This is a genomic window from Prolixibacteraceae bacterium (assembly GCA_019720755.1).
In the GTDB taxonomy this organism is placed as follows: Bacteria; Bacteroidota; Bacteroidia; order Bacteroidales; family Prolixibacteraceae; genus Halosquirtibacter; species Halosquirtibacter laminarini.
Map to the genome: position 1 here is coordinate 1,686,145 of CP081303.1, position 14,926 is coordinate 1,701,070.

11 protein-coding genes are annotated in these 14,926 nt (G+C 36.6%); all 11 read left to right on the top strand.

Annotated elements, in window-relative coordinates; translation table 11 throughout:
• The first annotated feature begins 129 nt into the window (after window positions 1–129).
• Window positions 130–1,641 carry an O-antigen ligase family protein gene (locus tag K4L44_06840; GenBank protein ID QZE15543.1) on the top strand — a complete coding sequence of 504 codons (1,512 nt, stop codon included), beginning with the start codon at window positions 130–132 and terminating at the stop codon, window positions 1,639–1,641.
• Window positions 1,628–2,731: a signal peptidase I gene (lepB, locus tag K4L44_06845; protein ID QZE15544.1), complete on the top strand. Its 1,104-nt coding sequence runs from the start codon at window positions 1,628–1,630 to the stop codon at window positions 2,729–2,731. The genes K4L44_06840 and lepB overlap by 14 nt, the downstream gene beginning before the upstream one ends.
• Window positions 2,728–4,374, top strand: coding sequence for a hypothetical protein (locus tag K4L44_06850; GenBank protein ID QZE15545.1), 1,647 nt, complete (start codon window positions 2,728–2,730; stop codon window positions 4,372–4,374). Before lepB ends, K4L44_06850 begins: the two co-directional genes overlap by 4 nt.
• 153 nt (window positions 4,375–4,527) lie before the next feature.
• Window positions 4,528–4,722: a hypothetical protein gene (locus K4L44_06855; protein ID QZE15546.1), complete on the top strand. Its 195-nt coding sequence runs from the start codon at window positions 4,528–4,530 to the stop codon at window positions 4,720–4,722.
• Window positions 4,723–4,726: 4 nt separating this feature from the next.
• A complete protein-coding gene (locus K4L44_06860; GenBank protein QZE15547.1) occupies window positions 4,727–5,146 on the top strand; it encodes a DUF1573 domain-containing protein in 420 nt (139 codons plus the stop codon).
• Window positions 5,147–5,372: 226 nt separating this feature from the next.
• Window positions 5,373–5,678: a hypothetical protein gene (locus K4L44_06865; GenBank protein ID QZE15548.1), complete on the top strand. Its 306-nt coding sequence runs from the start codon at window positions 5,373–5,375 to the stop codon at window positions 5,676–5,678.
• Between the two features lie 49 nt (window positions 5,679–5,727).
• Complete coding sequence (locus K4L44_06870) at window positions 5,728–6,957, top strand: 6-bladed beta-propeller (GenBank protein ID QZE15549.1); 1,230 nt, start codon at window positions 5,728–5,730, stop codon at window positions 6,955–6,957.
• A gap of 4 nt (window positions 6,958–6,961) precedes the next feature.
• The gene (locus K4L44_06875) at window positions 6,962–7,513 is read left to right on the top strand and encodes a hypothetical protein (protein ID QZE15550.1); all 552 of its coding nucleotides are present in this window, start codon (window positions 6,962–6,964) and stop codon (window positions 7,511–7,513) included.
• 75 nt (window positions 7,514–7,588) lie between these two features.
• Window positions 7,589–8,674, top strand: coding sequence for an efflux RND transporter periplasmic adaptor subunit (locus K4L44_06880; protein ID QZE15551.1), 1,086 nt, complete (start codon window positions 7,589–7,591; stop codon window positions 8,672–8,674).
• A 2-nt stretch (window positions 8,675–8,676) separates the two neighbouring features.
• A complete protein-coding gene (locus K4L44_06885; GenBank protein ID QZE15552.1) occupies window positions 8,677–11,865 on the top strand; it encodes an efflux RND transporter permease subunit in 3,189 nt (1,062 codons plus the stop codon).
• 12 nt (window positions 11,866–11,877) lie between these two features.
• The gene (locus tag K4L44_06890) at window positions 11,878–14,916 is read left to right on the top strand and encodes an efflux RND transporter permease subunit (protein ID QZE15553.1); all 3,039 of its coding nucleotides are present in this window, start codon (window positions 11,878–11,880) and stop codon (window positions 14,914–14,916) included.
• Window positions 14,917–14,926 lie beyond the last annotated feature (10 nt).

A 14,926-nucleotide genomic window follows, 5' to 3' on the forward strand; every position in this document is an offset into this window, starting at 1 on the left:
AAAATCAGTTCGGTTTTTATTTCTTGGATTGCCTTAAGGGGCTTTGTTCGTTCAAAATATGTAGAGCATGTTCTCGTGCTGTATTTACTATTTGTATTATGTCTTTGTATATATGGATTCTTGCAAATTTTGGGAATTACAAATTCATTTCATTCCCATTTCTTAGTTACAGGTTCTTTTCACAATCCTGGTCCATATGCAGGTTATATTATGAGTGGTGTGCCATTATCCCTTGGAATATATTGGATTACCAAACAACGTATTAAAAAGAATAAAGCAAGTGATTGTGAGATAGACTATTTGGTGAAGTTTGGAAATTATAAATTAAAGATCCCGAACCGAGATGTAATGCTTAACTACTTATCACAGCTGATCTTGGTTTTGGTTGTCATATTATTGCCTTCAACTCAATCGCGCGCAGCATTTATTGGGATGATTATTGGTTGTCTATATATGGTTTATTCTTTTAGAAGGACTTTATCTCAGTATAATAAGATTAAACTTCTTTTTCAATGGCCATCTAAACGAATCCGATTTATTGCAATGATGGGCATGGTGTTATTCCTGTTTTTAGGTGGTTATTTATTATATCTGACCAAGAAAGGGTCGGCTGATGGTCGGATATTAATGTGGAGAGTATCGACTGAGATGATAAAAGACAAACCACTACTGGGGTGGGGTGTCAGTGGGTTTGAGGCTCATTATGGAACATATCAAGCGGAATGGTTTAAAGAAGGAAAAGGGACCGTGTCTGAGGAACTGGTTGCAGGAACTCCAGATGCCCCTTTTAATGAGATTGTTAGAGTCTTGGTGTCGTTAGGGGGCGTTGGATTCGTATTATCTATTTTACTTTTCCGGTCGATATGGTATGGTCGTAAAAAGGGGCATATTACATCTTTTAATGGATTGAATACTACATTAAAAGGTGGTGTCATCTCCATTCTCGTATTTAGTATGTTCTCCTACACCTTAGATATTGCTCCTATGGTCGTTCAGTTGTTGATTCTTTCCGTACTACTCGTCAATAACCAAAGATATCCATTTGTATTATCATTGGGATGTTGGAAGTCAAAATACCCACTATTTGTTGGACATATTCTAGGTGTTATGATGTTAATCCTGATACCATTTTTATCTTCTGCAACCTGGAGAAGTTTTAAGGGATATCAGTCATGGAAAGAAGCGTATGACCTGTATAGGTATGGCGTTTATGATGATGCGAATAAGGAGTATGAACATGCTAATAGGTTACTTCCTGACGATGGCTTGTTGTGTCAAATGTATGGGAAGAGTTTGCAAATGAACGAGGAGTACGATGAAGCAAAGCAAATATTACTTCATGCTTCTAGTTTACGTAGTGATCCAATTTTGAGTATGACTTTAGGTCAATGTTATCAACAAATTGGAGAAATAAAGCAAGCGGAGACTCTATATTGGGATTCATGGTATATGATCCCTCATAAATTTTATCCGAAATATTTATTGGCTAAACTATATCAATATACTGGTGAGGATAAACAATTCGTTGAGATTGCGAATGAATTGTTGTCTAAAAAGATGAAAGTTAAATCCAAGGCGATTGAAGAGATGCGAAATGAATTAATAGGAATGATCAATAACGTGGAAGATGAAAATAGATAGGTTAAAAAAATATTGTACCGTTGGTCTTTATACTGTCATTTTCATGGTGGTTATAGGAAGGTTAGTCAATCTAATAGGCATATCAAGCTATATCGTTCCCTCTGCTTCAATGTTACCTACCATATTGCCGGGGGAAAGAATTTATGTCGATAAATTGGGTTATGGAGAGACGGTTCGTTTTCTAGGCATGTCGATACGTATGCCAAAATTTAGGGGTATTCAACGAGGGAGTGTTATTGCATTTCATTTTCCTGAGGGAGATACTGTTTTTGTGGATACACCTTTTGATAATTTTTATGATATGAAGCGTCGCTCTATTGTAAATAAGAGAGATATCCTGTTGAAGACTTCCATGTTCCTTCCTTTATCGTTCAGGCCTCTTTATGTAAAAAGATGTATTGGTCTACCTGGTGATAGTTTATCGATTAAAAAAGGTGATATTTATTTGAACTCCATGATATATGATGCACATTTTAATACAAAAAGGTGGTACCATATCTATGTGAAAGATCTACTTAAAGTGAAAAAGTGGTTATCATTCATCTCTAATAACCAATTCAAAAGATGGCATGGGCATCATGTCGTACTCTTGACTGAGTCGGAGAGAACTGGCATAGAGACATTGATTGATTGTGGTGTGCTGGATCGTATTTCACCATATATAGAAACATTTGTTAACCATAGTACCTACCCTTTTCTTGGTGACCATCCTATTTCATGGACATGGGATAATTATGGTCCTGTTTATATTCCAAAGAAAGGTGATACGCTTCAGATCAAAGGAGATCATATTTATAGATATAAACGAATGATTGAAGTGTATGAAAAGAACTCGGTTCATATTCATAATGACTCTCTTTTCGTAAATGGAAGATATTGCGAAAAATATATATGCAAGCAGGATTATTATTTTATGATGGGAGATAATAGACACAACAGTCTGGATAGCAGAAATTGGGGTTTGGTTCCAGAAGATCATATTGTGGGGCGCGTTTTTGCTGTAAAGTCATCGAAAGGGAATGTGATACCAAGATTGATTGATTCAAGAATGGATTCTATTGATTCGTGTATTAAAACAAGGAGGAAATGAGATATTTAGGACCAATAATTAGTATATTGATTTGTGTTTCTTGTTTATCTCCAGAGCAGCGGGTAATTAATCAAGCTGGAACGAATGGAGGTGAATTGCAGAAAGTATTAGATCACTTTAAAAATGATAGTATTAAAGAGAAATATGAGGCAGCTAAGTTTTTAATTCGCAATATAGGAGGTCACTTTGCGTATGATACATCGCGATTTCATGAATATAAACTCTTTTTAGATACTGCAAATTATTTACATGGTACTTATAGGGGGAACAATATTGATTCAGTTCTGATATCAGAGTGGAAAAAGCATAAGGCACGACATCGTAGGGGTAAAGATCGTAATCAGGTATTTTATGATTATAAGTTCTTGACAGCAGATTTCCTCATTAAGGATATTGACCTAGCCTATAGTGCATGGAAAGAAAATCCATACGGCTCTAAGGTGACTTTTAATGAATTTAAGGAATATATTTTACCATATAGAGTTACCACCGGGAAATCACTTGAATCTTGGCGATCCTATTTCTATGAGAGAGAAAAAGATCATTTTAGTAAGTACTATCCTGATAGTTTAATATCAGCATGTGATAAACTACTGTCTCACTATAAATATTTCAAGCATAACTATAATTCAGTACAAGAAATTTCTCTTTTAAGGTATCATGATTTTGAACAACTAAAGAGAGGAAGTTGTCAAGATCGGTGTTGGTATAATATGATGTTATTTCGTTCTTTAGGAGTTGCTTGTGCCACAGATTTTGTTCCTCATTGGGGGAATCGAAATAGAAATCATTCTTGGAATGTAATTATTCAACATGGAGCATCTTATGCATTTGAACCATTTTGGGATGAAGAGAGATGGAAATATAAAATATTATATAATAATAGATCTTGGGATCGAAAATGGGGGAAGTTTCGTTTGCCTAAGGTGTATAGGTATACATATTCTGATCATATTATTGGTCCTTTACAAGATAAAAGGGTTCGTAAGAATAATATACCGCATTTATTCAGAAATAGAAAACTATTGGATGTTTCAACTGAATATTTCAATACAACAAATGTAAATATTAAGTTGTTTGATACACTGCCAGATGCAACATTTTATTGTTACTTGTGTGTTTGGGGAAATAGAAGGTGGCATCCTGTTCAATATGGAAAGATCATTAATAATAAAGCCAGTTTTATTGATATGGGTAGAGATATTGTATACCTTCCATGTATCTGTAAGGATGGAAAATTATTACCCGCAAGTAACCCTTTCTTATTGGATGAATATGGATGTGTCAAAGAACTTACTGCAAGTATCCACAAGAGAAGTATTGTCGTAAGTAAAGTTCTACCACAAGAGCCTCAATTGGGTGATGGAATTAGGTTATTAAAGGGAAGTAGGTTTGAGATTGCTAACGATTCGTCGTTTAATAAAAGGACAATCATTTATAATATCCCAGATACTATGTTATATGAAAATAATTTTATCCATTTAAAACGTAGCGCTTATGGTCGATATGTCCGATTATTGTTTTCATGCTCAAATAAAGAAATAGGATTGTCTAATTTGGAATTTTATAAGAAAGACAGTGAAGGTAAGTTGATAAGACTAGAAGGAAGTATAATTAAATCTAATAATATACATGATGGATAACTTAGTAATATATATGATGGCATTGTTTCTACACAGAACAAAGTTTCATTAAGAGGGACATCAGTAAATGATTCATGGGTCGGTATAGATTTTCATTCTGAAGAAAAGGTAGACGCGGTGAGTTTCTATCCATTAATTCAAAGTGATTTATTAATGAATGATAGTTTTGAGTTATTCTATTGGGAGAATGGGTGGAGGAGTCTAGGAGTAAAAGAAGGCAACAGGTCTTCGTTACCATTTCACGATGTCCCGAACAATACTCTACTCTTATTAAAGAATTTAAGGTGGCCACAGGATGGTGCAGAGCGGATTTTTACATACGAAGATGGCAAACAAAAATGGTATTAAAAATATGCAAAAAAATGTTTTTTCATTAGCTGTAATAATGTTTAGCGTAACAATTGGTGTTATTGTATACGTTTACTATTCATCAATGTCATGTAGTGTGACCTTGACTACTGAAATACAATTTGGTCAAGACTTTGTGGATATGGGAGATTTAAAACAGGGTATTCCTAGATCAGTCGAGTTTAGATGTAAGAATACTGGATCTGAACCACTTGTTATTAAATATGTAGAGTCGTCTTGTGGATGTGCTAAGCCCGAGTGGACAAAGCATCCAATTTTACCCAATAAAACAGGGTTGATTAAAGTTACATATGATGCCAAATATCCAGGAAGTTTTACAAAAACTATAATGGTATTTTGTAATAGTGAAAAAGGAATGGAGAAATTGAAAATAAGAGGTCGAGTTATTCCCTCGGATATATAAACCATAAAAGATGAATAAGAACAGAAGCCTACATCAACGACCAATTGGAGCGAAGCTTCTGTTCTGTAGACCTCATCTTAAAAAAAGAAAGGAGGTTGATGGCAAAGATATAATTTTTTATTGAGGTAGATCAATAAGATCTGTGTTGTGAAATGATATACCAGCACATCTAAAGTATAAAAAAGAGGCTTAGTCGCCTCTTATAATTGATTTTAAAAATAAAAAGATGAATAAGAAATTTTTTATTGCAGCTATTGCTGTAATCGCAATTTTAGTAAGTGTTAATTTTAGTTTTACAAGAAACGGTTATAATAATTTAGATTTAGATGCTATTAGAAATGTCGCAATGGCCGATGCAGAAAACCCAGGTCCTGATGTTTGGTACCGATTTGGAGAGTATACTCTAATTACAAATTCTGGATCTTCATCTTCATTAAGTGTAAGTAATGGTGGTACTACGATTACAGGAACATATAATTCCGGTGATAGTTATACAACATATGATTGTATTGGTTGGTTCGGAGATTGTTAAAAAACTATATAGCCTTATTTAGGTAAGGCTATATATAAAAACTAAACTAATGAGAAAATTAGCCCTATTAATGAGTGTCCTACTCGTTGGATGTAGTAGTAAAGTAAATTTTGGTGGCTTTACGTCACAAGATCTTAAGTTATCTGACGTCGAGGTTCTAAAATTAAGCACAGATAGTCTGGTGACCATTCATGTACCAGAAAGATTAAATGGAGAGACTATTGATGCTTCTTCTATAGTTGATTCTATTTATGCAGTACCTCTTGAAACGAATAAAAAATGTCTTATAGGGGCTGTGTCCGATATTCGTATACATAATGATCTGATTTATGTTATCGACAAGAGGGTGTCCCAAGCGATATTTGTTTTTGATATGAAAGGTCGGTTTCTAAATCGAATAGGGAAGAAAGGCCGAGGTCCAGGAGAATATACCAAGTTGTCAGGAGTACATGTGGATAAATGTAATAATGAGATATTGATTTCAAGTCCTCCATTGCGAAAGCTCCTTCGATATAATCCCAAGGGAAAGTTTTTAGGGTATATCGACATTAATGTTGCCTATCTTGAATTTAGTATATTAAATGATGGAAATATTGTTTTATATGCTTGGAATCAAAAAAACAAACATCTAGGAGAGTTAGAGAATCGTTTGTTTTATATTGTCAATAGAAAAGGAGCGATCCTAAAAGTTGGTCCAATGTTTAAGCCTGTCTATCCAAAAGTTCATATGATGATGGAGAATGGCTGCATGTCTTCGCTTAATCAAGTTTCATACAGTCCGATATTGTCAGATACGATATATAGCATAGGTCCTAAGTCAGTTAAGTCCCGGTATTTTCTTGATTTTGGAAAAAATAGTATCCACGGTAAAGTGCCTATTTCTTGTTCAACCTATCAGTTTGATCAAAAAGTTCGTAAAAACTATTTGTCTTACTTTTTGGGTTCTCATTTAGAAACAAATTCTTATCTATGTTTTACATATGAGAGTAATGGTAAGCTAATTCATATGTTGTATGATAAGAAAAGCGCATCATTGATTGATTGTAATCGTATACAAGGCGATGAAACACATTTGTTTTTTTTTCCATTCAACTATTACTCTCACGATAGATTTATTTCGGCGATATCACCTAAAGCTATTTGGGAAATTGGTCAGCAAATCAAGAAGGCTGATAAAGCTGTATTTCAAAATTATATGAAGATATTTCACAGATATGGTGTTAGGGAATTGAGCATGGATAACAATCCCATTATCGTTTTTACAAAACTGAAAGACTAGCCCAATGAATAAGAAGTTAACAAGATTATTATTAATTATTATTTGTTGTTTCATATACATTTATATACAAAAATCAAGACTATATTTAGGATACAAAAATGATCGATGTCAAGGGTGTGTTATCAAAGATAGTATTGCAGATGCTTCAACTAATGAATTAATGCCTAATATAATTATTGAAGATGTCAATGGAGATACTCTGTGTTTGAAAAAATTGATAGATAATGATAAGCTTGTTATCTTAAAACTAACTATTCCTCAATGTTCTTATTGTATAGACCATGCATTATATTATTTTAATCTGTACTCAGAGGATAACTACGTAATATTGTTTCATTTTAATAATAAGCGAGAAGTGATAGCCTATAAGGAAGTTGAAAAATTGAGGTCTAATTATTATTTTACTTATGAAGACTTACCATTATCTGCTGATCGGTTTGGTTATCCATATGTAATAATAACAGATTCTTCTCTCATTACGCAAGATATTTTTATACCAGATAAAAGTTTATACCAAAGGACAGATAATTATTTTCGAAAAATATCAACTTTATAAGTTTAGCTTATATCTTTATAGACGAACTGCTTTGGCTATACAATAAAGATGTATTCAAACTAACTGATAATAACTATGCAAACTAACTTAGGTAACTCATTACATATTCTTTTGAGTTCTTTTCTTTTGATGTCTTTGTTTTCGTGTTCTACGAAACAAGAGGAGGATAGTGAATTGAAAAGCCAAACGGCTTTAACTGTGGATAAGGTCACGAAAGTGAAGGTAAAGAAGGCGGTAAAGAGCCGGTTTCATCATGAACTATTAAGTAATGGAATCGTACATGCTTGCGGAAAAGCTGCTGTTCCCTTTAAGGCCAAAGATCAGATTGTAGCACTTCATGTGGTGAATGGAACAAGGGTGAAGAGAGGCGATTTGATTGCTACGGTCTCGTCAGAGCAGCTTAAGATGCGCTTGGATGAAGCACAACTACAATATGATAAAGCCTGTATTACCCTTGAGGACAAGTTGCTTGGGTATGGTTTTACGACCAAGGATACTGCGACTATAGATCCTGTAATGTTTAAAATGATTAAGATCAAGAGTGGGTTTAACAGTGCAGCCATTGCTTTAAAACGAGCTAAGATAAATTATAGAGATAGAGAGGTTCGTTCTCCTTTAAATGGTGTTATATCAGATCTACAGGCCGAAGTATATAACCCTGCATCTAGCTATAAAAAGTGTTGTGATGTGGTGGATGATCATATGGTTTGGGTGGACTTCTCCATTTTAGAGGGAGAATACAATAAGATCTCTAAAGGGGAAAAAATCAAGGTGGTGCCTTTTGCCAATAAGAGTTTAGAGCTAATAGGTACGGTTGCTGCGATTGATCCAAGAGTGGATGCATCTGGGATGGTTCATATTAGGGCGAAAGTGAATAATTCGAAACATCAATTGATCGATGGGATGAATGTCAATGTGATCGTCCAAAGTGAAGGGGCTCGCTGTCTAGTGGTCCCCAAGAGTGCGGTATTGTATCGTCAGAATAAGAATGTACTCTTTGTTCGTAATGGAAAGAAAGCCAAATGGGTTTATGTAACTCCTGGGGAAGAGAATAGTTTGAATGTTCAGATACTAGAAGGCAAACTCGCGGAAGGGGACGAAGTGATTGTCTCTAATAACTTTGATCTAGCACACGATACTCCTATCGAGGTAATACAGTAAGCATGGCAAACGTTAAAAATTCATTTAGAATTAATGTCATCTTTATTGTTCTTGCTATTGTTGGTTTGGCTTTGGCTTCGCAGCTAACCGTGCAATTAAAACCATCACGAGACAGCAATCGTGCTAGCGTATCTTTTCAATGGAGAGGGGTGTCTGCAGAGGTGATTGAGCGAGAGGTGACCACTGCCATCGAGGGAGTATTATCGACGATGGATGGCTTAAAAGATATCAGCTCAGAGTCGGAAAAAGGAAGGGGAACCATACGTCTTGTATTTAAGAAAGAGGTGAATATGGATGTAGTTCGTTTTGAACTATCTTCGATACTCCGCACCCTTTATCCGAAACTGCCTGATGGAGTCTCTCGTCCAAGGGTCGGAGGCTATCACAATAGAAATGAGGATCGTCCTTTATTGATGACCTATACCGTCAATGGGGCCAAAAGTAAAGATGCATTGGGCAAGTATGCCAAAGATTATTTGGTATCTGTCATTGGTGAGATTGATGAAGTGGAAGCTGTAGAGGTCAATGGAACAACGCCTTTAGAGTGGTGTGTGGAATATGATACAGATCGTCTTCGTCAATTTGGGCTAACTACCGTTGATGTTTCGAATGCACTATATGTTCATTTTAATAAAGAAGAACTAGGGCTATTTAAGTGGCTTGATCAAAAAGCGTCTTCCTGGCATGCATTTAGCTATTGTGGGGGTGCGTATCAGCAGGAAGGTACAATTAACTGGGATCAGATTGTGGTCGGGATGCATGGAGATCATATGGTTCGACTAGGAGAGGTAGCGAAAGTAAAGGTTCGTCATACACCGCCTTATGGCTACTTCCGTTTGAATGGACTAAACACGATATACCTCAATATTTACAGCAGTGAAGGAGCCAATCAGATACAATTGGGGGCAGAGGTGCTAAAAACTGTAGAGAAGATACAAAAGAGTTTACCGGAGAGTGTGTCTTTAGATTTAAGTTACGACGCCTCTAAATCGTTAAGAGAAGAGCGTGATAAGATTCTTTTTCGTTCGGGGCTCGCCCTACTTATTTTGCTTCTCTTTGTTTGGATTATTAGTCGGGATTGGCGTTATCTATTGGTAATAACCGTCTCGTTAATAGTTAATTTAGCGATTGCGGTGATCGGTTATCTGTTTTTTGATGTACAGATACACTTATACTCTTTAGCTGGCATCACGGTCTCTTTAGGTATTATTATTGATAATACGATTGTGATGGCTGACTACTGCAAACGACAATCCAAAGAGAATATCTTCTGGGCGATATTTGCTGCGACTTTAACCACCATAGGCTCTTTGTCGGTAATCTTTTTCTTAAAAGAGAACCAACGATTGAATTTGGTCGACTTCTCGTGGGTGATCATCATTAACCTTGCCGTATCCCTTTTGATTGCCTATTTCTTTATTCCTGCATTGATGGATAAAGTACCGATGAAAAAGCGTGATACGGTGAAAGCATATCGAGCACTACGAAGGGTGGTTAAGGTATCGCATCTATATGAACGTTTTATCTTGTGGGGCTGCCGTTACAGAAAGAGTGTGATAACGTTTTGGATCTTGCTTTTTGGAATTCCATTTTTCTTAATCCCTTCTCATATTGGGAAACCAGAAAGCAGATGGGGGCAAGATAAGGTCCAACGGTCGTGGTTCGAAAATAGTTATAATAATAGTATTGGGAGCAACTTCTTTCAGCAAGATCTATTGCCATGGTGTCATCGTATTGCAGGAGGGGTGTTATATCGCTTTTCTCAATACTTTGAGACCCATGCGAGAGGGGAAGATCCTAAGGTTGTATTGCGAATGTATGCTAGTATGCCGGATGGTGCCACTCTTGATCAGATGAATAATGCTTTTCTTAAGATTGAAAGACGACTGAAGAAGTATCACGAGATTGATCGATTTATCAGCCATGTGTATAGTGCCAACCTTGGATCTTTAGAGGTACAGTTCAAGGAAGAAGAGGAACAGGGTGCTTTCCCCATGTCTTTGAAAAATGAATTGATTCAAATAGCCACAGAAACAGGAAGTTTGGATGTCCGTATTTTTGGAGTAGATCCTCAAGGATTCAGCAATCATATCTCGGAAAGAAATTTAAACCAATCAATCTCCCTTGTGGGAACGAGCTACCCTGTGTTGTTGAAGATTGGGAACAATATCAAAAAAGAACTGCATAAAAGTATTCGTGTGAAAGAGGTGGTGGTCCATGCAAATAAACAGAGAATTAGGGATAAGAAATTTGAGTATGTGGTGGATGTCGACCTAAAGAAACTCGCCATGTATAACCTGCATCTCGGAGACCTATTTTATCTATTAAGTCAACATCACTGGGGAGTGCAATATTTACCTCCTGTAGGCAAAGGGGCTGATTATCGATCGATGGTTTTAAGACCAAGTTTAAAAGATGCGGTTCCGATATGGGATATTCAGCATATGCTACTAAAGCATAGCTCGACCAAAGGAGTACGACTAAAAGAGGTGGCCAACATCCGTAAGCAGTTTACTTCAGGTAGTATAGAGAAAAAGAACCAAGAGTATATTATGCGTATAGACTATGAGTTTATTGGCGATCATAGTTTCAGTAAGATGTACAGAGAAGACGTTATAGAGAAGATCAGTGAACAGCTTCCTACAGGCTATAGGGTTGAGGAGAGTGTCAATAGAAGATGGAGATGGAATGCCAAAGATAAAAAGCAGTATGGCTTACTGTTTCTGGTGGCTGTAATTATCTATTTTATCTGTGCTATTCTTCTTGAATCGTTACTTCAACCTCTGGTGATTATCATTATGATCCCCCTTTCGTTTATTGGGATCTTTTCGATTTTTACCATTACTGAGTTTCCATTTAATCAAGGAGGCTATGCTTCGATGATACTTTTGTCTGGAATCACGGTCAACACGGCCCTTTATATAGTATATGATTACAACCATATGAGATTTTCTACTGGGCGTAAAGCATTGGCTTGTTATCTACATGCCTTTCATAAAAAAGTGATTCCCATCCTTTTGACTGTTGTATCTACGGTGTTGGGCTTGTTGCCTTTCTTGATAGATAGTCAAGATAAGGGCTTCTGGTTTGCATTGGCACTTGGAGCCATGGGTGGTTTGTTGTTTAGTTTGATAGCAGTGTTTGTCAGCCTACCCATATTTATGAACGTAGGTAAAAATAAGAAAGCGTAAAAACGAGATATTATGGTGAATTTTTTAATACGTAGACCCATCGCAGTAATTATGTCGTTTATTGCGATTCTTATGTTGGGATTGGTAACTTCACAGAAGCTACCTATCTCTCTTATCCCCGATGTCGATATACCTGTTATTACCATACAGTTGAATGGTAAAAATAAAACGGCTTTAGAGTTAGAGAATGAGGTGGTAACTAGATTTAGGAGTAAATTGAATCAATTACCCTATTTAGAAAGTCTTCGTAGCGAAACAAGAGATGGGTTGGCATCGATTGTTTTACGCTTTTCGTATGGTAGGGATCTGAATTATGCTTTTATCGATGTGAATGAGAAGGTGGATATGGTGATGCGTAATATGCCTAAGGATTTTGAGCGTCCTGCCATTATGAAAGCCTCTTCTACCGATATCCCTGCTTTCTATTTGAATGCTTCGTTAAAGAAAAAGGGGGTCGATGAAACCGATATTCTGGATCTAAGCGAGACGGTGTCTAATGTGATAAGAAAGAAAATAGAACAACTACCAGAAGTGGCGATGGTAGATATGACGGGCCGAATGTTTCCAGAGATATCGATTACTCCTGATGTCGAAAAGATGAAATCATTGGGATTAAGAACAGAGCAGCTGACACGGGTCATCAGTGAACATAATAGAGGGTTTGGTTCGATACAAGTGAAAGATGGTCAATATCAATATAATATTCATTTTTCTAATGGTTTACATCAAATAGAGGATGTGAAGGATATCTATCTAAATGTGAATAAACATCTTCTACAGCTCAAAGATATTGCCAAAGTAGAGATGCGTGCTCGAAGTCGTAGTGGACTGTTTATGACCAATGGAGAAGAGGGGGTGTCGATGGCTATAGTCAAACAGGCCGATGCTAGAATGGAGGATATGTCCAGAAAAGTAGATGGTCTTTTAAGAAGAATAGCCAAAGAGTATCCCTTTATAGAGATCACCAAAGTAAGAGATCAAACAGGAATTCTTAAATATGCCATGAGTAATCTATTTCAGAGCTTATGGTGGGGCGCACTGTTGGCCTTTATGGTGATGTTCTTATTCTTAAAAGATGGTCGATCACCTTGGCTTATTGGCGTTAGTGTTCCTATTTCATTGGTTATCTCCTTGTTGTTGTTCTATCTTTTGGGGATCTCGATTAATATTATCTCTTTGTCCGGGCTTATCTTAGGAGTGGGAATGATGATCGATAACTCCATTATTGTGATTGATAATATCACCCAAAGAATGTCTATGGGAGACGATCTTATGGAGGCATGTGGTAATGGTACCCATGAGGTCATTCGTCCTCTTATATCGTCTGTATTAACGACCTGTGCTGTTTTTCTACCATTAATCTATCTGAGTGGAATCTCTGGTGCTCTATTTTACGATCAAGCGATGGCGGTCACTATAGGATTAAGTTCTTCTTTGGTGGTATCGATTATCTTGATCCCAACACTCTATCGATTGATATGGATGAGAGGGCGCAAGAAGCAGCAAGAGAAGAAGAATCGTTTTGCGATATTCTCTTCATCGGATGCTTATGAGAAAGGGTGGCATTGGGTCTTTGACCATAGCAAAGGAATGTTTGTTGCCTTTCTTTTGCTTATTGGGCTCTCTGCTTTATTCGCTTATATCCTGCCGAAAGAACGCTTCCCTGTTTTAGATGAGAATGAACTATTGGTTCGTGTGGATTGGAATGAAAGGATAAATATTGACGAGAACAGACGCAGGGTAGAGGATTTACTTCAAAAAGTGGCACCCTATCTTGAGCATACCGATAGCTATATCGGAACGCAGCAATACCTACATCATAATGATTTGGAGTTGGCCGAGAATGAGTGTATTATCTATTTTAAATTGCGACAAGAGAAGCATAAAAGCACATTTGAACAAGAGATAAATCGATTTATCCCTCTTCAATATCCTAGTGCAAGCTACAGTGTATCGATCCCTCCATCTGGTTTTACCCAAATGTTTGAAGGGAAAGAAGCTCCTTTTATCATGAATTTAGAGGAGAAAAGACAGATGGATAAAGTCAATGTGGATAGTCTGAATCGATTTGTTGCTCATTTGAATCGACAATTCTCATTTGGATTGATCCCTCCTTTTGCGAGTGAAACCTATGTGGAGATATGTGTTATCCCAGAGCGTTTGGTATTATATCGTGTGGGGCAAATGGCGTTATTTAATAAATTGAAGACCGTGCTAAAAAGCTTTAAGATAGAAGATCTTCGTAGTAGTTCTGTATATATTCCTATTGTTATCAGTGGGAAAATGCACTCGATGGAACAGGTGCTTCGAAAGCTTAAGATAAGGAACCAAAAGAATATTGAAATTCCTGTCTCTTCGTTGGTCACCTTACGACAGAAGACCAATTTTAAAACCTATTATGGAAATCGGAGTGGGAGAATATTTCCCGTTGCATTTCAATCTACGGGTGATTACGATGAGGTTGCTTTAGCGCAGGTTCTGAAGAAAGAGGTTCGAGATAAGCAGTCGATGAATTGCTCTTTTGGAGGAAGTATAATGAAAGCCAAAGCGGTGATAAAAGAGTTGTTGATGGTGCTGTTGATTGCTTTATGTCTTCTTTACTTTATTCTTGCAGCACAGTTTGAGAGTCTTACACAGCCTTTTATTGTTCTATTGGAAGTTCCAATGGATATCGCAGGAGCCTTGTTCTTATTATGGCTTGGAGGAGAGAACTTAAATCTCATGGCAATGATCGGAATCATTGTGATGTGTGGTATTATTATCAACGACTCGATATTAAAGATCGATACAATCAACCAATTAAGAAAACAAGGACGAGGATTAAAAGAGGCTATTGAAGAAGGAGGCCATAGACGATTAAAGCCAATTTTGATGACCAGTATTACGACCATATTGGCGCTTTTCCCATTTCTTATAGGAGACGATATGGGAAGTATTCTACAACGTCCTTTGGCATTAGTTATTATAGGAGGGATGTTGTTAGGGACTTTTGTAAGTCTCTATTTTGTGCCGTTGTGCTATTACTACCTAAACCGTAAATCTAACGACTAATTTTATCATT